22 protein-coding genes are annotated in these 26,434 nt (G+C 44.3%); 2 read left to right on the top strand and 20 right to left on the bottom strand.

Annotated elements, in window-relative coordinates; genetic code table 11:
* Positions 1–2: 2 nt before the first annotated feature.
* The 4 genes from VK080_RS08945 to VK080_RS08930 all read right to left on the bottom strand — a co-directional run bounded on the left by VK080_RS08945 (position 3) and on the right by VK080_RS08930 (position 5,246).
* Complete coding sequence (locus VK080_RS08945) at positions 3–821, bottom strand: DUF6230 family protein (protein ID WP_324224423.1); 819 nt, start codon at positions 819–821, stop codon at positions 3–5.
* Positions 822–1,039: 218 nt separating this feature from the next.
* Positions 1,040–2,734 (bottom strand): immunoglobulin-like domain-containing protein, encoded by a 1,695-nt coding sequence (locus VK080_RS08940; protein ID WP_324224422.1) that lies wholly within the window; start codon positions 2,732–2,734, stop codon positions 1,040–1,042.
* A gap of 111 nt (positions 2,735–2,845) precedes the next feature.
* Positions 2,846–3,490 (bottom strand): class D sortase, encoded by a 645-nt coding sequence (locus VK080_RS08935; RefSeq protein WP_324224421.1) that lies wholly within the window; start codon positions 3,488–3,490, stop codon positions 2,846–2,848.
* A 1-nt stretch (position 3,491) separates the two neighbouring features.
* Positions 3,492–5,246: an immunoglobulin-like domain-containing protein gene (locus VK080_RS08930; RefSeq protein ID WP_324224420.1), complete on the bottom strand. Its 1,755-nt coding sequence runs from the start codon at positions 5,244–5,246 to the stop codon at positions 3,492–3,494.
* Between the two features lie 725 nt (positions 5,247–5,971).
* Between VK080_RS08930 and VK080_RS08925 the strand changes: the two genes are divergently transcribed.
* Positions 5,972–7,474 carry a response regulator transcription factor gene (locus tag VK080_RS08925; RefSeq protein WP_324224419.1) on the top strand — a complete coding sequence of 501 codons (1,503 nt, stop codon included), beginning with the start codon at positions 5,972–5,974 and terminating at the stop codon, positions 7,472–7,474.
* Positions 7,475–7,553: 79 nt separating this feature from the next.
* On the opposite strand, the gene VK080_RS08920 is transcribed toward VK080_RS08925, so the two are convergent.
* From VK080_RS08920 to VK080_RS08860, 13 genes are all read right to left on the bottom strand, one after another.
* Entirely contained in the window at positions 7,554–9,410 is a 1,857-nt protein-coding gene (locus VK080_RS08920) for a long-chain fatty acid--CoA ligase (RefSeq protein ID WP_324224418.1), read from the bottom strand.
* A 56-nt stretch (positions 9,411–9,466) separates the two neighbouring features.
* Positions 9,467–10,384 (bottom strand): R2-like ligand-binding oxidase, encoded by a 918-nt coding sequence (locus VK080_RS08915; protein ID WP_324224417.1) that lies wholly within the window; start codon positions 10,382–10,384, stop codon positions 9,467–9,469.
* 15 nt (positions 10,385–10,399) lie between these two features.
* Positions 10,400–10,750, bottom strand: coding sequence for an SCP2 sterol-binding domain-containing protein (locus tag VK080_RS08910; RefSeq protein ID WP_324224416.1), 351 nt, complete (start codon positions 10,748–10,750; stop codon positions 10,400–10,402).
* 15 nt (positions 10,751–10,765) lie between these two features.
* Positions 10,766–11,908, bottom strand: a complete 1,143-nt coding sequence (locus tag VK080_RS08905; RefSeq protein ID WP_324224415.1) for a thiolase family protein — start codon at positions 11,906–11,908, stop codon at positions 10,766–10,768.
* Between the two features lie 18 nt (positions 11,909–11,926).
* On the bottom strand, positions 11,927–12,769 hold the full coding sequence (locus VK080_RS08900) for a 3-oxoacyl-ACP reductase family protein (RefSeq protein WP_324224414.1): 843 nt from the start codon (positions 12,767–12,769) through the stop codon (positions 11,927–11,929).
* A gap of 26 nt (positions 12,770–12,795) precedes the next feature.
* Entirely contained in the window at positions 12,796–13,587 is a 792-nt protein-coding gene (locus tag VK080_RS08895) for an enoyl-CoA hydratase/isomerase family protein (protein WP_324224413.1), read from the bottom strand.
* Between the two features lie 15 nt (positions 13,588–13,602).
* Positions 13,603–14,814 (bottom strand): acyl-CoA dehydrogenase family protein, encoded by a 1,212-nt coding sequence (locus VK080_RS08890; protein ID WP_324224412.1) that lies wholly within the window; start codon positions 14,812–14,814, stop codon positions 13,603–13,605.
* Positions 14,811–15,953, bottom strand: coding sequence for an acyl-CoA dehydrogenase family protein (locus VK080_RS08885; protein ID WP_324224411.1), 1,143 nt, complete (start codon positions 15,951–15,953; stop codon positions 14,811–14,813). The genes VK080_RS08890 and VK080_RS08885 overlap by 4 nt, the downstream gene beginning before the upstream one ends.
* Positions 15,954–15,995: 42 nt before the next feature.
* Entirely contained in the window at positions 15,996–16,331 is a 336-nt protein-coding gene (locus VK080_RS08880; RefSeq protein ID WP_324224410.1) for an SCP2 sterol-binding domain-containing protein, read from the bottom strand.
* Between the two features lie 136 nt (positions 16,332–16,467).
* Positions 16,468–17,238 carry an MBL fold metallo-hydrolase gene (locus tag VK080_RS08875; RefSeq protein WP_324224409.1) on the bottom strand — a complete coding sequence of 257 codons (771 nt, stop codon included), beginning with the start codon at positions 17,236–17,238 and terminating at the stop codon, positions 16,468–16,470.
* Between the two features lie 291 nt (positions 17,239–17,529).
* On the bottom strand, positions 17,530–18,999 hold the full coding sequence (locus VK080_RS08870; protein ID WP_324224408.1) for a Na+/H+ antiporter NhaC family protein: 1,470 nt from the start codon (positions 18,997–18,999) through the stop codon (positions 17,530–17,532).
* A 110-nt stretch (positions 19,000–19,109) separates the two neighbouring features.
* Positions 19,110–20,627, bottom strand: a complete 1,518-nt coding sequence (locus tag VK080_RS08865; RefSeq protein ID WP_324224407.1) for an AbgT family transporter — start codon at positions 20,625–20,627, stop codon at positions 19,110–19,112.
* A gap of 210 nt (positions 20,628–20,837) precedes the next feature.
* Positions 20,838–22,997 carry a DNA topoisomerase III gene (locus VK080_RS08860; RefSeq protein WP_324224406.1) on the bottom strand — a complete coding sequence of 720 codons (2,160 nt, stop codon included), beginning with the start codon at positions 22,995–22,997 and terminating at the stop codon, positions 20,838–20,840.
* Between the two features lie 63 nt (positions 22,998–23,060).
* On the opposite strand from VK080_RS08860, the gene ytaF reads away from it, so the two are divergent.
* Positions 23,061–23,765: a sporulation membrane protein YtaF gene (gene ytaF, locus VK080_RS08855; protein WP_324224405.1), complete on the top strand. Its 705-nt coding sequence runs from the start codon at positions 23,061–23,063 to the stop codon at positions 23,763–23,765.
* A 208-nt stretch (positions 23,766–23,973) separates the two neighbouring features.
* Here ytaF and VK080_RS08850 read toward each other — a convergent pair whose 3' ends face one another.
* The 3 genes from VK080_RS08850 to VK080_RS08840 all read right to left on the bottom strand — a co-directional run.
* Positions 23,974–24,870, bottom strand: a complete 897-nt coding sequence (locus tag VK080_RS08850) for an AEC family transporter (RefSeq protein ID WP_324224404.1) — start codon at positions 24,868–24,870, stop codon at positions 23,974–23,976.
* 313 nt (positions 24,871–25,183) lie between these two features.
* Positions 25,184–25,459, bottom strand: coding sequence for a hypothetical protein (locus VK080_RS08845; protein WP_324224403.1), 276 nt, complete (start codon positions 25,457–25,459; stop codon positions 25,184–25,186).
* 223 nt (positions 25,460–25,682) lie between these two features.
* The coding region (locus tag VK080_RS08840) for a Na+/H+ antiporter NhaC family protein (protein ID WP_324224402.1) at positions 25,683–26,434 on the bottom strand (752 nt) is incomplete at its 5' end.

The raw sequence follows: 26,434 nt of genomic DNA, 5'->3' as shown, positions 1-26,434 counted from the left end.
TTTTAGGTAATGTCACTTCCCTTTTTCGCTATTCCACCATTTCTTCTTTTTCTTACTAAAAGCAGGATTCCCCCGATAATAACCAGCACGGTACCAATTGAGATTGGCAAGAAAATATTGCTCGCTGTTTCCGGCAGCAAGTTTCCACCGCCGTCACCATTTCCGTCATTAGATGATCCGGCTGCAACACTGCTATCCGACCCATTGTTATCGCTTTCATGATTGATCTGGTCAGGCTCGGAAATACTCTCAAGAGAAATTTCAGCACCATTTAACGTTACCATGTTTTGGAATAAATAGTCTGTTACAATCACTGCATCCGTGATCGTAACGGTATTGGCATTTTGCGTCCAATTCTGTTTAAAAGCTTCTTCAGCTGACATCTCAGAGGTATTTGATTGCTCAATTGCCATATCATGAAACTTGAGATTCGCATCAATAAAACGTGCATCCTGTATGAGTCCTTCAATCGTTGCAGGCTGACTTGCTGTGATATTTACCCGGACCCAGTCTCCAACAGGCAGCTTGAGGTCTTTATAAATGTGTAAGTTTTCAATCGTTGCTGAATCCATTCGGTTTCTTACCAATGGTGCCTCATCCTGATTTCCGGTTTCACCAATATTTGGATTTAGCTTAAATCCCTCTCCTTCCAATTTATCGAAACTGACATAAAAATCCCCCATCCCGCCAAGTGGGACGGCAAACATCGTACCCGTGAATCCAAACGTTGCAATTAGCATGCCAAATAGAAAGAAGCCCGCCAGCAGCGCTGTGAAAAACTTTTTCTTAACTGTTGATCCAACAGCAGTTTCTCCATTCATATTTTATGTCCCCCCTTCCTCCAATCATATTGGAATGAAGCATTTCCCCAGATAAGTGTCATCAGGCTTACACGCATAACCTTGAAGGAAAACCAAGCTGCCTAATGTTAACTGAATTAAATGAAAATTCTTTTATACTTATTCCATTGTAAAATATAAACATGAAGAATTATACCCGACAATTATAGGTATTTGCTTTTAACGTATGGCTGTACCTCTTAATCTGGTAATTTACCACGGACAGCTAGAAGAATTCCCCCTGTAAGAGCCATTAACGAACCTATTAAAATCATTAATGGATTACTCGTGGCAGTATCCGGCAGCTCACCGCCTTCTTCAACGGGTTCGTACGTACTTTTCTCGGTCTTGTCCTGATAATTTTCTGTCTCGCCAGTATCCTCTTTTTCACACTTGCAATCTCCATTTAGATCGCTGTCATTATTCTCTTGCCCGGTATTTCCGTCGTTGCCATTTTGATTCTTGTCATTATTTGCCTCAATAAATACACCATATGTTGACAAATGGGGAGTCTCGAGTGTTATGGTTCCTGCTATTTCGTCCACTGTCCCGTTCTTTTTCTCCCATTCACCGGAATCTAAATGATAATCATAAATAGCCACCTGATCAGCGCTAAATTTGCCTGCATCGTATTCCATTTGGAGTGTATATGATCCGGTTGTGCCCCCTGCCTCAGATGGGAAACTCAATTTAAAATTGTATACATCTCCGGCAAGCGCCAAGCCTTCTGCACCAGTAACTTTTTCACTTTCACTTGCATCATGAATTTCCAGACTGGTACCATCCGGAAGATCTAAAGGCATTGTCACTTCAGTGTCAGTTCCTGCAATTGTAACAGTTTCACCGCGACTTACGTCTGTTTTATCACCAGGCGCTACTGTTATATGATCCGGCTCGACTACATTGATAAGACGTGTTGCCTTTGCAGTATTCCCTGCTGCATCAGTTACTGTATATGTAACAGTATATTCGCCAGGTTTATTCGTATTGACCTCTCCGGATATTCCAATCTGTTCCGATAAGTCACCGTCAATATTATCTTCAGCCTCTGAACCCGGATCTTCGTATTTTTCGCCCATTACTAGTTTTAGAGGATTATCACCTAATAGCTTAATTTCAGGTTTAACTCTATCTAACGGTTTGATTGGTATAATCACGTCAAGAAATTCATCAGCAATTACCTGATGCCCCACTTCATTTGGATGGATATTTTCCGGATTTGGTAAATAGGTTTCATAATTCCCTTCAAAACTTGCAAATGTCGGTATATAAATTGCTCCTCCATTTTCAGTGGAAGCTTGGATAGTGTCATTCATCATCCCTACTGCTAACTCGATTAGGTCTTGCATCCCCTCCAAATAAGGCATTGCATTGTAATATCCCATGACATAAATCGGAGCATTTGGATTAACTTCATTTATCTCTTTAAGAATCGTTGACATGTTTATATTGATTAGATTAATAACTTCTTGTACATCTTTAATCGTTTCACCAGGATTTTCCGGATCAATATTTTCGATATCCACTGCCTGCAATAAATCATTTGCACCTGCATCAATCGTGATAAGATCGGCGTTTTCTAACGCATTGCGCACGTTATTATCGTTATCTTTCAACTGCTCCAACACTTGTGTTGTTGTATATCCTGGCACACCCTCATTAATCAAAGTCACATCATATCCATGCTCTTTTTTAATACCATCTTTTATGAAGACAGGATATCCGCTTCCTAAGGAATTATCGCTTAAAACCCCCGCTGCTAATGAGTCCCCTAGTGCAACATAATTTAATGATTGATCTTCTTTAGATTCTGCCATCACGTTAAGTGGTGATAATGTGAAGAGTATAAGAAGCAGCAGCAAAAAAACATGACAAGATTGCCTTATTAGCTTCATCGAAATAATACTCCTTTTTTAATAACTGATTTTATTTTTTACCCGGTTTAGAAAGAAAGACACAAATACCGGATGATTCCGGAACTTGTGTCTTTAATCATCATGCAATTCTTAATCCAAATTTAAGAGATCGCCTTTGTTGACCAGTTCGGCCTGGACGATATAACGGTCTGGTGCGCTTCCGACAAAACGGAATGGATAGCATGTTGATAACGTTAACGTCGGTTCATCCTTTTCAACGATGACACTACGATCGTTTGCGTCGGTAATCCAAATTTTATTAATCTGGTATTCATAGTCTACACCTTGGTAGTTGACGTAGAGAGAGTCGCCATCTTGCAAATCGCCGACCGGACGGAATACGCTATCCCTGTGACCGGATAACACTGTATGCCGGCCTTGATCCGGTGGAGCGGTCCACTTGCTGTCATACATCCCGACACCTTTGGCAAGTGCTTCGTCACCAGTACCCCAAAAGACATCAAACGCTAAATCAACTTCCGGAATGACGAGTTTTGCTATACCTTCACCATTATCATAATCCGTGCTAATCAATTTTTCGCTATTATCTGTCTTCTCAATGTTATCGGACTCCGTATCAACAGATAAATAACCTTTACGATCTTCATTATCTGAAGCTTTGACGACATTACCATCAAGACGCTCCACCGACTGCATGCCATTCCAATATTGCCATCCAAACCATCCAACCATTATAGATCCTGTAATAATCAGTACGATCCCTATTTTTTTCATATTATCCTAAAACCTTTTTGCGGATAAATACAAGTGCGCCCCCTGCAACAGCCATCAATGAACCAATCAGCATAAACAGAGGATTGCTTGTCGCGGTATCAGGAAGGTCTCCGCCTTTATCACCTGAATTATCCGAACCGTTTTCGTCTCCATTCTCTTCCTCATCGCTGCCTTCTTCACTGTCATCACTTCCGGCAGCTTCTTCATCACATTCACATTTGCCATCTTTTCCGTCTTCTCCATCTTGACCGTCTTGGCCATCTTCACCGTCTTCTCCCGGAGGTCCTTGTGGTCCTTGCAAATTAACTACCCATTCCCATCCATCTGCTTCTGCAGATTTAATATATACATCGCCATTAACTGTATCTAGATATAGATCACCAAACACACCATTTTCTGCATTTGGCTCTCCTTCACCAACTAACCAAGTAGCACCATCAATTCCATCTTGGCCATCTTCGCCGTCTTGACCGTCTTCTCCATCTTCACCTTTTAGATTGCCGATTGGTTCTCCCCAACCTTCAGCACTTTTCTTATATATATCGAAATTAGTTTCATCTAAATAAAGGTCACCTTCAGCACCTAAATCTTCACCTGGTGCTCCTTCACCAGTAAACCAGGTTCCACCTTCAGCACCTGGTTCTTCAGGCTCTTCACCGCTAACCTCATCCACCGCTTGATCCAAGGCTGCTTGGATATCATTTGGAAGAGGATACCCCTCATCATCTTCAGGGCGATTTTCTAACACCAGTGCAGCTACTTCTGCTTTCTTATCCGCGGATAGTACGTTGTAATCATCAAGGTTCAGACCAAGAGCTTCGTTTTCCAGGGCAACTTGCATAGCCTCAGCACTGTCTGCGTCATTCACATCTTTAAGCGCTTCCTCAGCGGGATCTTCGCCTTCATCGGGATCCACTACAATTACAGTCCGTGTTTCTGTGGCTTTGTTTCCAGCTGCATCGGAAACGGTATAGGTAACTTCATATTCACCAGGTTCGTCCGTGTTTACATTACCGTCAATTTTGATATGATCTGTTAATTCTCCATCTACATCGTCTTCAGCGGTCGCTCCTGGCTCAACGTATTCTTCCCCAACTTCAAGTTCCATTGGGTTGTCACCGTTTAATGTAATTACTGGTTCAACTGTGTCCTCTTCTTCAATCGGAATCTCATTTAAAACAAGATCTTGCCCTTCAGCAGGATTACATGTAACCTCAACAGGTACCGCACCATCTAGTGCATAGACGGTATTCATAATTGTTCCTGCTTCAATCTCGACAGTTCCAGATTCACCAGAGGTTAAATTTAGATCGATACCTCCTTCTGCTGGCACTCTAAAGTCAACTGAATCAGCCCCTTCAGGAATCTCAACAGGGCCAATTGGAATATCTTCTGAAGCTACATTAACAACATCTTCTCCCGTTTCTGTATCAGTAGCATTAGTAAGACCTAGATTAAATGTTGTCACTTCTCCTTGAAGTGGTGCTATCAAACCCAACAGATCTGGATTTTCCAGAGTCAAACTAATATTTGTATATGAATTGTCAACAGTGAATGCTGTTTCTGGTTCCACTGAATCGGGTATTCCAGCATTAATTTCAACATCCATAGCTACGTCAATTTCTTGACCTAAAACTTCACCAACGCATGCGTATTTCAACTCTGTCGATTCTTCCGCACTAACCGCACCCAGTCCGCCGGCGTACATCAAAAACATTGGGACAACCAGCATGGCGGCTACTACTTTTTTAAACATCTTACTAATTGCAAACGCCTCCTTAACATATGATATTTTTGATCATGAATCACCTCAAATAAGCCGTCTCACCACCCCCTAACAAATCTCGGACAGGAGATTACATCCTCCATATCAATTTACCCTGGATTGCTTTAGGAGTCATTATGCCTATGTAATTTTGAAATCGCATACATTGATAGATTACTAGGACTAATGTCTATTATTTTGACTCCATATTTAGTATAAAATGCTTACCAACTTGTACCAATCCCTAGAAAAATAGGATTTTTTTGAATTATTTCATAACATACCCTACGTTTATATGAGCCAGTGCATTAACTTCTAATAGAATACAAATATGGTCTCTTTCATAATATCCGGTTGTTTTGAATAAACATTAAAGACGACTAAATTAAGTAAAGGTTTCGAACTTATTTGAATTATTGATAATTTTATACTATAATTTAGTAAATACAACCTTAAATTCTTAAAATATCGAAAGATCTTATAATATGAAGACCTTTGTGAAATGTCATCATTAAAGAAGGATTTATACGATTTTTGTTGAAATGATACCTACTGGATTACTAAGTAATTCTCCATAGCTGTCCATCCTGATCTGTAAAGGAAAAGAAGTGTGAAATCTTTATTTCTTGGTCTTTTAAATAAGAGGCTGTTTGAGAAAATAGGCAAGTCCTTAAACGCTTTACACGGAGTAAATTAAATGAAAGGGGAAAATTAACATGTCCCTGACAATCAACCATCAGATGAATGCTTTATTTCAAAATGGGTTGAACATTGTCCGATCACATCAGGACCTGATTATGGATGAATGGGAAAACGTTCTTTCACACCTTCAGCGAACCGGAAAAAAATCTGCTGTTAATATGGAATCAGCCATCAACTTTTTTACAGATTACCTTTTTTTACAGGAGCATGAAAAGCCGGAGAAAGCTATACCTCAGCGAACCGCATCCTTTCAAATCAATCAATTCACACTTACATTGCTGGAAAATGCAGTACATAAGGTGATACAGACACAAGGAAATCATTCTTACCAGGACCATCAGGCAGTACGATATTTATTTTCAACCATTGGCGAAGATATGTTTACACAGCCATATCTCCAAAACTTTTCGATCGATTCCTTTTTAAAAAATCTCGTTTCTTCCAATCAATTACCGATTGAATGGACAGTAATTGCCATCAAAAAGGAGCAATCCTATGTTGTGGAGAAATGGTTCAATAACATGAGCCAGGACTTGTTATTGGGAAACGATTCTTTGAAAGCGGATACATTATACGCTTTATCCGAACTGCTGCTCAGTCAAATGACACAACAATACAGAAAAAAATATAATGTCCTGCCAATACCGCATGAGGATGTCACACTTTTAATTTGTGTTCATCATGATGATACATCCCATGTCATGCCTTTTATCACATACGCACTGCAAATGTTCAAAAACGGAAAAGATTCATTTGAAATCACGAAACAGGAACAGCAATGGAAAGATTCGGTCATCATGTTCAATGAAACGATTATGCGGTCAAATAACTATAACGAAGCGATTGAAAATATAACAGCAGGGTTTGTCAATTATTTGCCTTTCGAGCGTTGTGCACTGTTTTCCTATTCGGCTAATGAACAGACGGGAGTTGGACTTTTTGGGCATCGCCTCGATAATAAAGCAATCCAGAACATTTCAGAGGATATCAGTAAATTGCCACTGATCAGGGATAGCCTGCAACTAGTGCAATTATTTGGCAAAACCATGAATTATCTGCAGCCAATCTATATTAAAGATGCCTCGGGCGGTTTTCCGGATCATTACGTTAAACAATTTGACTTGCGTTCGGTTGTGATTGCACCCATTTTCGTTTCGTCAAACAATAGACTTTTCGGAGCTGTCATTTTGGATCAAGGTGCGGGTAAACACTTCAAGGTGTCCCAGGAAACATTTACTGCATTGCTGAAATTCGGTCAGAGTGCGGGTGAAATTCTGGCAAAATATTATAATGAACACCCCGGGAATGAAGATCAATCCCGAATACTGCACTTATCTCCAAGGGAAATTGAAGTGATGAAACTGATGGCAGAAGGTGCTTCCACAAATGAGGCCGCCAGCGAGCTTAACTTAAGTGAATATACTGTCCGTGACTATGTGTCAGCCATTATGCAAAAAATGGAAGCACGTAATCGTACCGAGGCCGTTGCCAGGGCGATTCGTGAAGGGCTGATTTAGAGATTGGAAAAGGAGCATTCAGCTGTGATGCTCCTTTTTTATCTTACTGATTTCTTCCAATCTAAATTCGGTTTTTCAGTTAGCCGCCTTCCACCGATGCCCCCACTTCTACCCGGGAATCAGCAGACGCATCTTCAGCATAAGTTTCTTCAATCAATTGTTTATACTTCTTTTCAATCACCTTAACCCGCATCGATAATTTCGGTGTTAATTCTCCGCCTTCCACTGTCCATTCCTCGCCAATAATGACTACTTTCTTCGGTTTTTCAAAATTGGCGAAGGATTTCGTATGACTTTCCACTTCTTTTTCAATTAAATCCTTTACGATTTTATGACGACAAATGTCTTCCGGCGATTCTGACCTGATCCCATTCCGTTTTGCCCACGGTAATAAATTTTCATAATCCGGATTGACAAGACAAATGATATATTTGCGCTGGTCTCCGATGACAAGGGTTTGCTCGATATAACTGCTCTCATTGATGGCATTTTCAATTAATTGCGGTGCGACATTTTTTCCGGTGGATAAAACGAGAATACGCTTTTTTCGGTCAATAATTTTTAAATAGCCATCTTCATCCAATTCGCCGATATCGCCGGTCTGCAGCCAGTCCCCGTCAAAAATTCTGTCTGTTGCCTCTTCATTGTTGTAATACCCTTTCATCACACTCGGGCCCCTGACAAGCACTTCACCATCATCTGCAATACGTACATCCAGATTCGGCATAACTTTTCCAACTGTTCCGGCTTTAGCACGTACCATTGGATTTGTCGTGATCACCGGTGACGTTTCCGTTAATCCATAGCCTTCCAGTATTGGCAAATCAATCGCCCAGAAGAATTTTGCAATATCAGGATTCAGTGTGCCACCGCCGGAGACCATTCCGCGGATTCTTCCGCCCAACTCCGATTTCACTTTTTGATAAACGAGACGGTCAGCAATTTTCCACTTTCGCCTTAATTCCTTTGGCATGGCTTCACCAAGGATCAGCTCATTTATCGGGCTTTGAAGATACCGTTCATAACGTTCCAGTCCGATGTCAACAGCCCAGTTAAAGACTTTTTGTTTTACTATCGTCCCATTATCAATTTCCTCTCGTACTTTGGCATAAACTTTTTCAAACAATCGTGGAACACTTGTCAGGACAGTCGGGCGTATTTCCTTTAAATTGTCCTGAATGGTATGGATACTTTCCGCATAAGCAATTGTTACGCCAACTGACAGTGGCGTATAGTGACCCGCCATGCGCTCAAAGACATGGGATAACGGCAAATAGGAAAGTGCAAGATCATCAGGCAAAAGTTCAATCAGCCAAAATTGAACCGCTTCAACGTTTGACAGGAAATTCCCATGGGACAGCATAACGCCGTTTGGCTTACCGGTTGTACCGGAAGTATGAATGATCGTTGAAACTTGGTCTCGATCGATCGCCCGCCACTTCTCTTCCCAATCCGGGATTCCGTATTCTTCGCCTATTGCCTCCAATTGTGTAAAGGTTAATTCGCCATCTGCCGGGGAAAAGTCTTTTTCAGGATACATCGTCATGATCCATTCAATTTCGGCATCACTGGCTTTGATCTTTTGTCTCTGTTCTTCATTTTCAACAACAGCCGCCCGCACATCGGCATTTTTAAGAATATATGCAACTTGCTCAGCCGGCAATGTCGGATAGACCGGAACCGTCACTGCCCCTATGCTCGCTGCCGCAAAATCGGTAATCCCCCACATGGGGTTGCTGTTTGATAAAATGGCTATCTTATCATTTTCCGCCATCCCCAGATGGGCCAGCCCTGATGCAGCATTGTAAATCCGGTTCCAAAGCGCCCCGTACGTGATGCTTTGATAGACGCCATCTTCCTTCCACATCAAAGCACCTTTTTGTGGAAATGTCTTCACCGTCCGATCAAGCATTTCCACCAAATTATTCGGTTTCATGAGAAACCCCCCTGCGTTAATCCTTTCAATCTCCCTGTATTTATCATCCAGCCCTTTTAAATGTCTTTCGATTTCACTAGCCGTTCATCCAGCTCAGCTGCACTGCTATAATTTTTTGCCCGATTAACTTGACGCTTACGAATCTCGAATTGTTTTTTGGCATATTCCCGCATCGCATCCGAATCGAATTCAAGTGATGAGTTGGTCCAGTCCTGCGCCATTTGTATATCATACAATGACGTCAAATATTCAATGACGCCATATGCATCGGGCCATAATTCATCCATATAATCATTAAAAATAAGCCGATTTTTTTCATTGCCGGCAATCAGCCGCTGTATCGTATAAATCCCAAATTGCAGGTGCCGGCCTTCATCCCTGTTTAAATAATCGATTCCCATTAAAATACCAGGCAGCAGATTTGCTTTTTTAAAAATTTGCCGGAACGAATAATACCCCGATTCCGCAAGTATGCCCTCTACCACCATGTTATAGACCGTTGCTGCGCGAATGACTGCTTCAGGGGAATCATCGGTCGTTAAACGATTCATCGATTCGGGCAATGCTTCATAAAATATCCGTTTGTAACTGTCACTGTGGAAAACGGATAAATCCATCTCGCCGACACCAATCGCCTTCTGCCAGCGCGAAAACATTTCCGTATGCTTGGCTTCATCAAACATAAATGTCGTCAAAAACATCGTGTCCTCAAGCCGCCCCTGATTGGCCATCGCATGAACCATCGGCAATATATCAACGGTCACGGCTTCTTCACCGGCAGAGAACGATGCAACCAGCGGCAGCGAAGTGACTCTTTCATCTTCTGTCATACGTTGAAAATCGATCTGATCCTGGCTGAAGTCAATGTCAGCAGGATCCCATTTTCCGTTCTTCTTTGCCTTTTCATATAACTTAAACATCGGCGCATTCCAATTGAGCTGCCCTTCCACCGTCTGAAACGTTTCATGAGCCATTTTTACACGCCTCCTTTAAAATGAAAACGAATTCAAAACTGTCTGCAGCTTTAAAGCAAGCCCCATATTTCCCTTAATTTTCAGTTTTCCGCTCATAAATGCTGCGGTCGGGTTTAATGTACCTGCCACCATGTCCCGAAAATCATCATGATCAATCGTCAACGTTACTTGTGCATCTTTTTCTTCACCTTTTACAGCGCGTGGACCGTCGTCATCAATAATCATCTGGTATGTGCCGTCATCATCACTCTGAATATTGAATTGGTAGATCCCTTCTTTACCTTCTGTTGCAGACGGATCGTACTTAATCGCTGCATCAATCATCTCAAATACTTCATTTGTACTCGGTTTTACAAATTCTGTCATCGATATGTCCTCCCTTTATAATCGTTCGATAATCGTCGCCGTCGCCATGCCAAATCCGATACACATGACTTGCAGACCATATTTGCCATCCTGATCTTCCAATGTATGCATTAATGTTGTCGCAAGCTTTGCACCACTTGCACCAAGCGGATGCCCTAAGGCGATTGCACCACCGCGGACATTCACTTTACTCATATCCGGTTCTAATTCCTTTTCCCATGCTTTGACGACCGATGCAAATGCTTCGTTTATTTCGATCAAATCCATCTGATCAAGTGTCAAGCCGGCCTTTTTTAACACTTTGCGTGTCGCCGGAATGACACCTGTCAACATCCTTACCGGATCTTCACCTACAACGGCGCGTGCGATAATCCTGGCTCTAGGTTTAACACCTAACGCTTCTGCTTTTTCGCCGGACATGAGCAAGAGGCCTGCTGCACCATCACTCACCTGGCTTGAATTACCTGCTGTCACAACACCATCATCAGGCTGAAAAGACGGTGTCAGGCCAGCCAGTTTTTCCATTGAAGTATCCCGGCGTATGCCTTCATCATACCGGAATGTCTCTTTGCCGTTTTCCGTTTCCACATGAATCGGCAAAATTTCGCGGTCAAAAAGTCCCTGATCCGTTGCAGCAGCAGCCCGGTGATGACTTTCCAGTGAAAATTCATCCAGTTCTTGACGGGTTAATCCCCATTGACTGGCAATCATTTCTGCTGAAAAACCTTGCGGAACAATGTTATAACGGTTGACCAGATCATTGCTGAAACTCCCCATATCACTTCCCATCGGAACACGGGTCATATTTTCAACCCCGCAGGCAATGGTTATATCTGCGTCACCGGCTAATATCATTTGGGCCGCATTGTGAATCGCCTGCTGACTTGATCCGCACATTCGGTTCAGTGAAAATGCCGGCACTTCAACGGGAAAACCGGCGGCAAGCACAGCCATCCGCCCGATATTTCCGCCCTGTTCATCGGTCATGGTGACACAACCGGTTACGACATCCTCCACTTCCTTCGGGTCAACATTATTCCGCTTGGTCAGCTCTTTCAATACGGGGACCAGCATATCAACCGGATGGGTTTTGGACATCTTTCCCTTTCTGCGCCCTACTGCAGTCCGTAGTGCATCCACGATCACTGCTTCGGTCATGTTTTAGCCTCCTTTCCATCAAAATGTGAACAGTTCAATCCCGCCGGAAACATTTAACCCGATTCCGGTAATATATTTCGCTTTGTCCGAAACCAGGAACGTAATGGCATTCGCGATATCTTCCGGTTCCCCAGGTTTCTTGAATGCTGTCCGATTAATCATCCGCTCATTCATTTTGGCATTGCCCATATTAAAAGCTTCGGTACCGACAATGCCCGGAACAATTGCGTTCACATTTATGCCGTGTCTTGCGCCCTCAAGCGCCATGCTTTTGGTGAAACTGAGAAGTCCGCCTTTCGTGGCCGAGTAGCTCGCCTGACCAAAGCCTCCCAGTGTACCGGCCACAGAAGTCATGTTGATGATCTTACCGTATCCCTGCTCTTTCATATACGGCCAGACCGCTTTTGTACAATTATATGATCCGGTCAGATTGACATTCAGATCCCGCTGCCAGAAATCATCGTTCTGGTCCTCGATTTGTGACACATGATCCAGCGTACCGGCATTATTGACGAGAATATCAATTTTCCCGAACTCATCTTTAATTTTTTCAAAGACTTCCTGAACTTGTTCCCTGTCGGTGACATCCATCTTAATCGCAACCGATCGCCGTCCCATCTTCTGTATTTCCTGAGCTGTTTTGTCGGCATACATAACGTTTGTGCTCTGCATCACCTGGGCGATTGGGCCAAATCGTTCTGCTTCCGCTTCATTGTTTTCATCTGACTCTATCAATATATCAGTTATAACAACATCAGCGCCTGCTTCAGCCAAGGCTAAAGCGTCCGCACGCCCTAGTCCGCGTGAAGCGCCTGTGATGACAGCTACTTTTCCTTTCAGCATTTCATCCCATGATGACACATCAATCCCACCTTTTATGAAATCTATTAGTTGATAAACTGCGGCTTTTCTTTCTGGAAAAATGCAGCAAGCCCGATACTTGGCTCATCTGTCAGAAACGTTTCACTGAACGCATTCGCCTCAACCTCGAGGCCTTCCTTAAGCGGACCGTTCGCTGCATTGATGGCGCGTTTTGCAAGTCCCATCGCATGAACAGCACCTTCAGCCAGCCGTTCAGCAAATGTCGTTGTTTCCGCTTCCAAATTTTCGGGATCAACCGCCTTATTGACCAGACCAATCTTTTCCGCTTCCTCCGCTTCAATCTGTTTAGCGGTCATAATAAGTTCGGTCGCTTTGGCACGGCCCAAGAGATGCGTCATCCGCTGTGTGCCACCCGCTCCCGGTATCAGTCCCAGGGATAGCTCAGAGAGTCCGATCCGCCCTTTTCCCATGATGCGAAAATCACAGGCCATCGTCAGTTCACAGCCGCCGCCCAGTGCGTGGCCATTGATCGCTGCAATCACCGGCTTTGGCATTGTGGCAAACCGGTGAAAACACGCTTGCATTCTGGCGCTTTGCTTGGCAATCATATTCTCCTCATCTTGGTGATCGCCGCTATTTTGAATCATGCCTTTTAAATCAGCACCGGCCAGGAATATTTTTTCATGATTGGATGCAATAACAACCACACGGACAGAATCATCGGCTGCCAGTGTATCAGCAGCAGCCTCCAATTCCTGCATCAGTTCTTCCCCGATTGTATTCGCCGGCGGGTTATCAACCGTAATCCAGGCAATACCTTTATTCCGTTTATCGATTGTAATTGTCTGATGGGACACACTAACCCTCCCCTCTTAAACTCTTATGTTATATGGCGCATACTGACGACGCGCAATAACCAGATGCTGTACTTCGTTTGTTCCTTCAAAAATATCGAACACTTTGACATCCCGATACAACTTCTCTACAAGGTGCCCGTCAAGACCGGTTGGCCCAAGCAATTCCAAACATTTTGCACAAACATCAAGCCCTGTCTTCCCGGCAGACGCTTTGCACATCGCTGCTTCTTTGGCATTCGCCAAACCAAGATCAGCCTTCCACGCAGCCTCCCACGTCAAAAGCCGCGATGCCGCAATATCCTGTTCGGCCTCTGCCAGCAGTTCGGATGCCAGGCGGAAAGAATGGCCCTGTTTCGGATAGTCGCGCTTTACAATATCGAGTGTATATTCATAGGCAGCCCGTGCGATGCCGATAGCCATCGCAGCCACAATCGGCCGTGTGCTGTCGAATGTTTTCATAGCAACCTGGAAGCCGGATGGTTTCGATCCACTCGTTTCGTACTGCTTTTCACCACCAAGCAGGTTCTCCTGTGGAACAAAGCAATCTTCAAATACGAGTTCTGCTGTTTCATTTGCCCGCAGCCCCATTTTTTGAGCAAGACGGCTGCAGCTGAACCCTGGTGTCCCTTTTTCCACAACAAAAGCTCGTTGTCCGGCACGGCCCATTGAGGTATCAATCGTTGCAAAGACAACAACCCATGAGGCGCGCGCCCCATTGGTGATAAATATTTTCTGGCCATTCAGGATATAGCCGCCGTCCACTTTTGTGGCTGTGGTACGGATCCCCGAAGCATCGGAACCAGCATCAGGTTCTGTCAGCGCATAAGCACCCCATCTCGGTTTATCATTTGTGAAAATTGACAAAAACCGCTCCTTTTGCTCGGGAGTTCCGCTGCTTTCCACTGGGGGACCGCCAAGCCCTGCTCCGGGCAGGGATAACGTGACGGCCGGGTCGCCCCATGCCATCTCTTCTGTTGCCAAAACGCCCATGCGATTGCCTTCACGTGCTTTTTTTCCTTTTTTGCCTGACGAGGATTTGCTTCCGCCTCCGCTGAACGATGACGTATTTAAATGAATGCCCATTTTATTGACGTTATCGAGCCATTCGTCGGGAACTTTTTCCATCTTGTCCGCTTCCATGGCAATCGGACGGATTTCATTTTCAGCAAACCAATGGGTCATTTCCTTAATCTGTTTTTGCTGCTCGGATAATTCAAAACTGATCATGTGGCCGTCACCTCTTTCTCTCCGGCAATCAGCTGTTCACCGTATCGGACAAGTAAATCATGTTCCCGTCCGTAAAGTGCCACTTGTGCCTGCGCATCCCGCATCCATTTTTCTGCCGGAAAATCTTGTACAAAACCATGTCCGCCAAGCAACTGTACTGCTGAATCTGTCACGTAACGAAGCGAACGATGGGCACGGTGCAATGCTCGAAGTGACAACCGTTCCGCTGCAGGATCGTTTTCATCCGTTTTGACCGCCGCTTCCAGGACGAGATGATTGGCCATCCTTGTTTCCATCGTCATCGATGCCACGCGGAACGAAACGCCCTGGAATTTAGCAACTTCACGGCCAAACGCCTTTCGTTCTGCCGTATATTCGGTTGCATAGTCAAGTGCTGCTTCCATCAGACCGACTTCCTTGGCAGCCTGTAATACACGGATTCGGGTTCGTGCTGTCCGAAGCAAGTCATCAGCAGCTTGCCCTTCTGCAAACACATGACTGCCGGGAATTTTCACATTTTCAAATGAAAACCGGCCTAGACCGGATGCAAGCAGTCCCAAACGATAATCGCCTTGTTGAATGGTCCAGTCAACCGTATCATCCAACCAGAGAACAACACTATTTCCCTGAGAATCTTTTAAAGCAACCACTGCATAATCGGCAAAGGCAGCTAAAAGCACCGGCTGTGACACACCTTGAAGAACATAGCCGTCATGATCATTTCGGATGCTCAGCTGTTTTGCCCATGGCTCTTTTGTGTTTTCCATGTCGATAAACGCTGCCGTTGCACCATTGGCGAGGGCGTTTTTATAGCCGTCTAAAATTGGATTATCCCTGAGAAGTCGGAAGAATGAAGCTGCATCACCGGTCCCACGGAGACCCTGAATAATGTCAAGGTCACCATAGCTCAGTACCTGTATCAGCTGAACCTGTGTAATCAGCGGCAATTCCAGCCCTTCCAAATTATCAGATAATTCAAGTGATAAAAAACCCAATTCAGCAGCTTCATCACTTAATGCCTTATCAACAGCCCGCTGTTCTTCACATTTACGGGCTGAAGGGCGAATTCTATTTTTAGCAAAATCTTTGGCTACCTTAATAAATGATGTTTCTTCTTCTGTCGGTTGAAAGGAAATCACGTGCCCTCCTCCTTTGCTTCCTGATTGAATTGACTATGTGTGTTACTTGGTTGTCTGGTTGTATGAGGCTAAAATATCCTGCAGTTTCAGAGCAAGACCCATTTCACCTTTTATCTTTAAACGGCCGGTCATGAACGCTTGTGTGCCGTTCAATTCACCATCAACCATTTTTTTGAAATCATCTGTGCTCATCGTTAATGTGCAATCTGGCGTTTCCTGTTCACCATCAGCGGTGTAACTTTGCTCACCGTTAAAAACAATCTGGTGTATCCCATTGTCCAGGTTAAACTGATAAACAGCTTCCACCCCTTTCGTACGGCTTGGATCTTCCTTAATTGCTGATTCAATTTCCGTGAATATCTGATTTACATCTGCCATGCTGATCCTCCTTCAAAAATGTTATAATTCAATCTTACCTGTGCCCGAAGTAAAAAGTATATTCCCTAATATGTCGGGTTCATCATATTATCTTACATATCTATACGTCATTTGTATGAAAACTTATGACGGACAATCACTCCCGATAACACGACCGGATCAGGTTAAGGCGGGAAAATAAGCCAAATGACATCAATTCCAGGCGAACCTTATCGGGAAATAAACGTTTCTTGATTTCCCTGTCCGTAAAGCCTGACTGATGGAGTTCAGTCACGTCCCGGCGGATATTCAGCAAGTAATCAAGCTTTCGATTCAGCATTTCCTTCCCATTATGGATGAAACCCTCATGTGCACAAAAAATCGTGTTAACATCATATGGCATCAGTTTGTTCAATGAATCGATATAAGCGTTAATTGATTCCTGTTTCAAAAACACTTTCGGATAAGGGGTGATATATAAATCACCTGAAAACAGCCAACCCTTATTCGGTTCCAGGAGACATACATGATCCACCGTATGCCCCGGGGTTGCAATCGGTAAAAATTCATACTGAGCCGTTCGAATAACGTCAGGATATGCCCGTGCCGTAAAACCTAAATGTTGATCGGAGAATAATCTGCGATACCATGGGGTCTTGTTTATGAAAGAAACGGCTTTTTCATGACAAAAAATATCCGCCGAAAAATGGTCACCAATCCATCGGGCCATCCCGGCATGATCTTCGTGACTATGTGTCAGAGCAACTTGACGGATATCCCTTGTCTTGAAAGCAGGAATGAGATGTCTTTTCCTTATGAACGGACCTGTATCAATCAAGAGACCATCAATATAATATAAATGGATCTTCATGGCACTGTAAAATGGATTCACAGCCGTTTTGATAATGTCGATATCTGCATGCTTCATATTTTTCGCTCCCTTGAAAAACCTGGCTTTTATCAAGTCATTACAGTGAGTCCCTATTTTCCTTAAAAGGTTATCCATCTTATATATTTTCCGGCGTTGACATAAAGACAATTGTCTTTCTTATTTAACCATATCCGCCAGCAAAATCGCCACCCCGTCAATTATAGCTTTTCAGTGACTGAAGCTTGTTTGTTTTTAAATTCAAGTTGATTTTGCCATATGAATAATACAAAAAGGATGAAACGGCCATTCAGCCATTCCATCCTTTCTAATCCCATATCATGAATCGTTTTAATCACGCGGTTTTTCTTTCAATTCCTCACCGTTTTTCCCTTCATAGCGCAATCCCCATCCAGTCAATGCGGCAATCAGCATGACAATGAAGAGGAACCAGCCTTGGAAAACAAATGGGAACACCGCAGTAGGCTCAACGATCGGCAACCAGTCATACTGCCCCTGCATCGTCTGGATTGTTGACCAGCCCAGCAGTACCGGTGCACCCCATGGGAATATATATCCCAAAGCAGATGTCACCGCGTCAAGAATATTGGCAAGGCGGTATCGGTGAATGTTATACTTTGATCCGATCTCCTTAACAAACGGTGCTGCTGCGATTTCAGCTGCAGTATTGATCGTGATCGAGCTGTTCAGCAATGCGACAATTGCCCATATCGACACCTCGGCCCGGCGGACAGAATTTTTAATCCATTTCACTAACGCTTTCGTAATAGCCGCCATTGTGCCACCCAATCGCATGATATGTGCAGCCCCTACAATTAATAGAATGAGAATCGCCATATTAAAATAGCCTGTTAATCCATCAACCAGGGCACCTTCTACGATCGCATCTGAATCCGGGTTGAAACTTAGAATGTCACCGAACGTTCCCAAATTCAGGAGTAAAATGATTGGAATGGCTGAGATGAGCCCCCATGTCAATGATGTCAGCAGATGCTGGCCGGATAAAGCAAGTATAAGAACCAACGCAAAAGGTATCAGCATCATCAGACCGCTCGCATTGACCGATTCAATGACGGAACTTATGGAAGTCCCGCCGGCTTGTGAACCACCGCCGCCAAAGATTGCGAATAAAATGACAGCCGGTACTGCCGCGACAACCGAATACTTGAAACGGCTCCTGACCACCCCTGGTACGTCAGCATCCTGGGTTGTTGCGGACACAATCGTCGTATCTGATACCGGTGCCAGGTTATCACCAAACACGGCTCCAGCCAAAATGGCCGCAAACATAAATGTCGGATCTGCCCCTACCGCAACACCGGCCGGATACATCAGCGTACAAAACGCAACCGTCGTTCCATACCCGGTACCGACAGCCGTTGAAAACGTTGCTGCCAACAGAAACGTTAAAGCAACGAACATGCCGCCTTCCACACCCGTGACGGATCCAATCCACACCAATCCTTCGACAAGACCGCCCACTTGCAGAACTTGTGCGAACATGCCGGCATAAAACCATGCCACCATGGCAATGACACCAACCGGCTGTGCAAGACCGTCAAATAACCCTTGAGCATAGTCTGCCCACTTGCTTCTACAGAGCAATAAGCCCAGTGTCAGACCGATGACAGCACCCAATACCAGAGCCACTTCGGATGATAACTGCATCACACTGATGGTAATCGCCCAGACGACAAAGAATAATAAAGGAACCGCTGCACCAAATGGCCCGAGCCGGAAATCCAGCTTTTGAATCGTCCTGTCCCCGGTTGTCCGTTCTAATTCTTCGTTGTTCGACATTTTTCGTTCCCCCTTCGTCATTATTTCAATTATTTTAATCTTTATACAGTTTATCATAGACTTCGAAAATTATGAATAAAAAAATGACCCCCTGAGAAGCCATTTAAAATCTACACGTGAACATCGATACCCGGTCCAAATGGAATGCCGAACAATACGAATGCTAAAAACAGCAGTATCCAGACCGTCAGGAAAATAAGACTGTACGGCAGCATGAGCGCCATCAGCGTCCCGAGCCCGGCTTTTTTATCGTATTCCTTCATAAATGCCAAGACAATCACAAAGTATGGATTCATTGGGGTCACAATATTGGTAGACGAATCGGCAATACGATAGGCCGCCTGAATAAAAGCCGGGTGATAATCCAAAAAGTAGAACATTTTCAGAAATACCGGGGCTTCAAGTGCCCACTGTGCCGCACCGCTGTAGACGAACAGATTCAACAAAGCCGTCAGCAGTATAAACAGCACAACTGCAACAATACCCGTCAGGTCAACCGACTCCAGGAATGAGGCACCCGTGACCGCCAGCCATGAACCAATGTTTGTCCATTCGAAATAGGCAATAAACTGGGATACAGCAAAAATAAGCACGATAAAACTTGACAGATCCTTCATCGCTTCCCCCATATATTTAGCGATTGACCGTGTGTTTTCAATTTTTTTCAATGTTACCCCGTAGGCAACACCGATTGTAATAAAAAACAGCATAATAACCGGAACGATACCGGAGATGAATGGTGATGGAATCATACCGCCCTGGTCATTGCGCAGCGGGGAGTCCGGCCAAACCAAAACAAGAACAAGCAGTGCCACATAAACGGCAGCCGCTATAACAGCATTGCGAAGACCTCTCTTTTCCAATGCCGTCGTTTCCTCAAATGCTTTCGTTAACCCACCTTCATACTGACCGAGCCTTGGTTCAACAATCTTTTCCGTAATCAATCCGCCGGCTGCTGTCAGCACAAGTGTTGAAACAAACATAAAGAACCAATTGTCGACAGGTGTAACAATCGGAGCACCTTCAATCGTCTGCATGACTTCAGTGGATATCCCTGATAACACAGCATCCGTATTGGCCACAATAATATTGGCCGTAAAACCTGCTCCGACACCGGCAAACCCAGCAGCCAGCCCCGCCAGCGGATGTCTTCCCACATTGTAGAAAACCATCGCTGCAAGCGGCGGAACAATCACAAACGCAGCATCCGCAGCCAGATTTCCGAGGATACCAGTGAATACGACTGCATATGTGATTAACGCCTTTGGTGCTCGCAAAATCGTATTTTTAATAAATGTTTCCAACAAACCGACTTTATCTGCAAGCCCGACCCCAAGCATCATCGTCAGCACGATTCCAAGCGGTTTAAAGCCGACAAAATTCTCAATGACAGACGTGACCATAAATTGCAGCCCTGCACCGGACAACAGATTTTTAATTGAGGTTTGTTCATCGCTGCCAGGCTGTGTGAACGTCACATCAAACAGAGAAATAAACCAGGATAATAATATAACGATGATAGCAAGTGATACAAACAGCATAAACGGATCAGGCAATTTATTCCCGATGCGTTCGATAACATTAAGAAAACGGGCAAACCCGGTTTTCTTTTCACTTTTATTGCCCATCACAGCTCCTCCTTTGTCGAACAGTCATGCATAGTATGCAATACAGTTGGCAATTTATCATTTTTATACAATAACATAATTATTCCTATAAAACTAGTATGTTTAATGACTATTTTTGAGATTTGACTGACGGATAGAGTTCGTCTCCGGAATGCAAACCGCATTAAAAATAAAAAAATCCCTGCTGCTGCAGGGATCCTGACCGTAAGTCTATTCTTTTAACTTCGACAGTGCTTCTGCCAATGCATTGTTTTTAAACCCGTCATCCTGGTTTTTCAAATATTTGTTGATATCCTTTTTGGAGACTTTCTGACTTTTCTCCTGTTCCTTCCGTTTGTTGAATGCGGATAGTTTTTCGCGGAAGCCGCATTGACACGTGAACGTTTTCCCGTCACCCTCACCGCGCAATACCATCCGCTTATGGCAGTTCGGACATCTGGCGTTCGTCCGTTTGAAAATATTCTTCTTGTAACCGCATGACCGGTCCTGGCAGACAAGCATCCGGCCCTTCTTGTTGTCTATTTCCATCATGAGTTTACCGCAATTCGGGCATTTGCTGCCGGTCAGATTGTCATGCTTAAACGTCTCGTCACTCGTTTTAATCTGCTGGACAACCTCTTTTGTATAGCCTTTAATATCATTGATGAAGTGCTTTTTATTCAACTTGCCTTCCGCAATCTGTCCAAGTTTATTTTCCCACTGGGCCGTGAGCGCAGGCGAGCGTAAATCTTCCGGAACTAAGTCAAGCAGCTGCCGTCCTTTCGATGTGGTAAAAATATGTTTGCCGCGCAATTCCATAAGCTGACTGTTGAACAGTTTTTCGATGATATCAGCCCGTGTGGCCACGGTACCGATTCCGCCGGTTTTGCTGATGGTTTTGGCCAAATGCTTTTCATCCTGATTCATGTAGCGGACCGGGTTTTCCATCGCCTGGAGGAGCGCCCCTTCCGTAAAACGTTCCGGCGGCTTGGTTTCACCATTCGTCAGCGTGATTTTAATTCCGGAAAGGGTGGCACCTTGTTGGACAGCCGGCAATTGCTGTTCATCACGCTCACCGTCACCGCTGTGAATTTCTTTCCAACCCTGTTTTTTGATATTTTTTCCTTTGGCTGTAAAACGCTCACCGTCAATCTCCGCTTCGATCGTCAGCTGTTCGTATTCATGCGGATCGGACAGAACAGCCAGAAACCGTTTCACGACAAGGTCATAAATTTTCCGTTCTTTATCATTCAAATCGGCCAGTACGGGGGACTCTTCCGTCGGGATAATCGCATGGTGGTCGGATACTTTGGCATTATCAACGACTGATTTCGGCAGCTTCCATTCCTTTTTCATTAATTTGCCTGCGATATGCGCATATTGATCCACATTAACAGCCTTCAATCGGTCCTTCAACGTTAGCACGATATCTGTTGAAAGCACGCGGGAATCCGTCCGTGGATATGTGAGAACTTTATGCTGCTCATACAATTTTTGCATCAGGGAGAGCGTCTGTTTCCCGGAAAAGCCGAAAATTCGGTTGGCATCCCGCTGCAATTCGGTCAGATCGTACAGTTGTGGTGCATGTTTTTTCTTATAAGCTTTATGCACATTGACAATTTTTGCCGGTTTGTTTTTCAGTTGATTCAGCAGTTTTTCCGCCTTGTCTTTTGAAAAAATCCGGCTGTTGTTTTTGCCATCCTGCCACGTCAGTGTCATGCCGGTACTTGTTTTGGCTTCAATACCGTAAAATGGCTGTGGCTTGAATGCGTTAATCTCCTTTTCTCTTGCTCTGACCATTGCAAGGGTCGGTGTCTGCACACGTCCGGTCGACAACTGGGCATTGAATTTCGTTGTGAGTGCACGTGTTGCATTCAGCCCGACATACCAGTCAGCTTCCGAACGCGCGACGGCTGAAGCGTAAAGATTTTCGTACTGCTTGCCCGGCTTAAGGTTTTTGAAGCCTTCACGGATGGCTTTGTCGGTAACGGATGAAATCCAGAGCCGCTTCACAGGCTTGTTGACACGCGCTTTTTCAATGATCCAGCGGGCGACCAGTTCCCCTTCACGTCCGGCATCGGTGGCAATCACAATGTCGCTGGCATCTTTACGGTTCAATTGTGATTTGACTGCATTGAATTGTTTGCCGGATTTTTTGATGACAACCAGTTTTAACTGATCAGGGAGCATCGGCAAATCATCAAGGCGCCATGTTTTCCATTTATCTTCATATATTTCAGGATCTGCCAGAGTTACCAAGTGCCCCAGTGCCCATGTCACGATATATTTTGAACCTTCCAGAAAGCCGTTGCCCTTTTTCGTGCAATTCAAGACACGGGCAATATCCCGGCCGACAGAAGGCTTCTCAGCTAATACAACTGTTTTGCTCATGTCATAAATCCTCTCTTGTAAAAACTCTATGTTGCTACTGTAACACAATTTGCAGGGCTATGTATGTTTTCACGCATCCCGCAAAAATCCATACACTATCTTAGATCAGATACATACGGGATCAAAGCGGAAAGGAAACTGATATCGATGCTTTATTATACCGGACTAATTCTCTTGATTATCGGAGTCAGTATTGATGGTTTCGGCGTCGGCATGTCATATGGCATACGACGTGTCCATGTGCCGCTTGCAGCATTAGGGATCATCATGCTCTGTTCCGGTTTGATCGTCTATATATCGATGACAATCGGCAATGTGATCAAGTCATTCATAACACCTGGTCTGACAGATAATATCGGCGGAATTATTCTGCTCCTTATTGGGTCGTACTGTTTATACAATGTTGTCCGCTCGAAACAGGAAGCACCCTCTAAAATCGCTGCCGATGAAGAAGCATGGGACAATTTCAGAACCGTCATGAGGGAGCCCTACCAGGCCGATTTGGATCAATCGGGGAGCATATCGCTAACGGAAGCGGTTTTATTGGGGTTCGCTCTGGCAATTGATGCTTTCGGAGCAGGACTGGGCGCTGCTATGCTCGGGTATTCAGCCATGATAACAGCATGTTCAATCGCTTTGATGAGTGGGCTATTTGTATTATGTGGTGTCCGGATGGGCATCTTTTTGTCAGCCAAAAAGTGGATGCAGCAACTCACACTGCTGCCTCCATTTTTGCTCATGATACTTGGAATTTTGAATATGATTTAATAACCGCCCTGCCCCAATCGAATAAAACAATATGATAAACCCAGCAATAATATCGAAAGAATCCAACCAATTACGACAATCGCACCAATTGTACAGTACACCTTTACACCATTAAGCCGCATTCTTCCGCTGAGATACGCGGGCCGTACCCGATTAACTCTCTTTGGCTTTTATCCAATTCACCCCAGCCCAGCCAGCTGCCTGCTTACTACGTTATAACGTTTAACAGCACCGTAACGGTCACAATACTCACCAATGTTGTCACGAGCGTGATGCTGGAAACAAGATCGGGTTCCGAATCAAACTCAATCGCATACATGGTTGTCGTGGCAGCACTGGGCATGGCTGCTACAATAACAAGGACAGCGTTGATTACCGGATCGCCCGGCACCAGCCAAATAAACAAAAACGCAAGCAATGGTGATAAAATCATCCGTGTCCCCGCCGCCGCAAAAATCACCTGCCAGTTGAATGACAGTGACGTAATCGATGCGAGCTGCATCCCTAATATTACCATCATCAGCGGGATAGCCGCATCACTTAACATCGTCAGGGTCGAATAAACCGATTCCGGTATATTGATTGATAATGCCTGAAGCCCGATCCCAATAACCGCGGCATACGTTGCCGGCATTTTTAAAATGGTCTTGCACGCCCGGAAAAACCCGCTCGTACTGCGCGAAGCATAATACACCCCGAATACGTTCATGATCATCGTCTGAAGTACCATCAAAAAGATGGCATACGGCATGGCCGCCTCACCGACACAGAACAGGATTACCGGTACCCCGTAATTCCCGCCATTCATGAATGCAGTCGTCAGAATCGCACCGCTTTCCACCGATTCCCGCCATTTAAATATACACGCAAACATCTTCACGAAAAAGATCATGGCAAATAATAAGAAGAACGCAAATATGACAATAATCGTGTAACCCTGATTAAAGTTGGCTTCATATAGATTTGTAAATACCAAGGCAGGCAGAAATATGTAAATCGATACCGCGGCAAGTGACTTCACATCAAGTATACGAATCCACTGCAGCAGGAAACCCGCCCCAAATACCGCCATTATCGGTAACACAACTTGAAAAAATAAGTCCATCCTAACATCCCCATTAAAAAAGCAAATCTTTCACCAGTCTACCATTCGAATGGCAAGCTTACCAGTCGGTTGCAGCAATTCCTGATAGTGTTTTAATGGACAAGACTGATCCTAAAGATGCCTTGGTGATTGCCGATGAAGTGACAAAACTTTAAGCCGGGAAAATTAAAATTCCCGGCTTAAATTGGTCTTCTGTTGCTATGATCTCTTTTCTGTCGTTGTTGTATTCCCCTGCACATGTTCAGCGCGCCCTGCAGAACGTAAAAATATCTGCCTTGCTCGACAGGCAGATATCTGTTCTAACATTTCTCAATCATGAATGCCTATAGGTTTCAACGAGTGACGTTATAATAAAGCCAACTGCTGCGGCAAACAGACTGGCGCCGCCCCATCCACCAAAACCTAATCCAATCATTTCAATTTTTGCAAATGATGAAATCGTCACCATGATGATACCAGCAGCGAACACCACCGCGCCGGGAATGTAAATGCCATAACCTCCAGGTGATGATGCCATCGTAATAAAGATATTGATGATCATAATGACAACTAATAACGAAATCCCCATAACCAAGGCCAAATTAAACATATACTCACCTCATTAAACTTTATTTTACTATATACCAGTTTATCTATACGCTTAACCAAAGTCAATTTAATCCTCACGCAAACAGGTTTTTTCAAAAAATGTCGAATACTTTGTGGGAAGGTGGAATTAATCGATGCAGAAAAATTAAAGTTACCGATACAAACGGCCCGATATGAAGCAGGAAAAGAAAACGGACTGCCGCATTACGGCAATCCGTTTTTTGTTACACCGTTACTTCTTGTTCATTTGGTATCGATTTGCCCCACACTTTATTCAAGATAAAGGCCAGGATGAATAATACAACAGCACCAACAATGATAGCCAGCACAATTGAACCTGTCATTCCGACTGTCAGGAAGGCGGCGACACCACTGATTCCCGCAGTTATAGCATAAGGAATCTGCGTATTAACATGATCAATATGGTCACTTCCAGAGCCTGCCGAGGACAGTATCGTCGTATCGGAAATCGGTGAACAATGATCCCCGAAAATCCCGCCACTAAATACAGCAGCAATTGCCAGGTACATCGAAATATCCATTGAAACAGCGAGCGGCATGGCAATCGGAATCATAATCGAAAACGTACCATATGATGTTCCTGTGGTGAAGGCAACAATGGCACCGATTAAGAAAAGCAATATCGGAATGATAGCCGGTGATGTTGTCTGTTCAGCAAAATTCACAATATATTCTGCCGTTCCAAGTTCAGTTGTCACACTGCCAATTGACCAAGCCAACGTCAAAATAATGTAGACAATCATCATGCTGCGGAAACCGGTGACTACGATGGACATGGATTCTTTAAACGAATAAAGCTTTTGCTGCATCCCCATGACCAGTGCCACAACAGCTGCCACAAAAGCAGCAATTAAAATGGACGTTGCGCCATCAGCTTCCCCGAACGCCGTTACAAAATCTTTTTCCGGGTAGCCGCCTGTCCACAGGAATAGTGGCGGAATCATACCAACAAGCA

Origin of the sequence: Lentibacillus sp. (assembly GCF_035301925.1) — a bacterium.
In the GTDB taxonomy this organism is placed as follows: domain Bacteria; phylum Bacillota; class Bacilli; order Bacillales; family Amphibacillaceae; genus Lentibacillus.
This window is presented reverse-complemented; position numbering and strand designations above follow the sequence as displayed.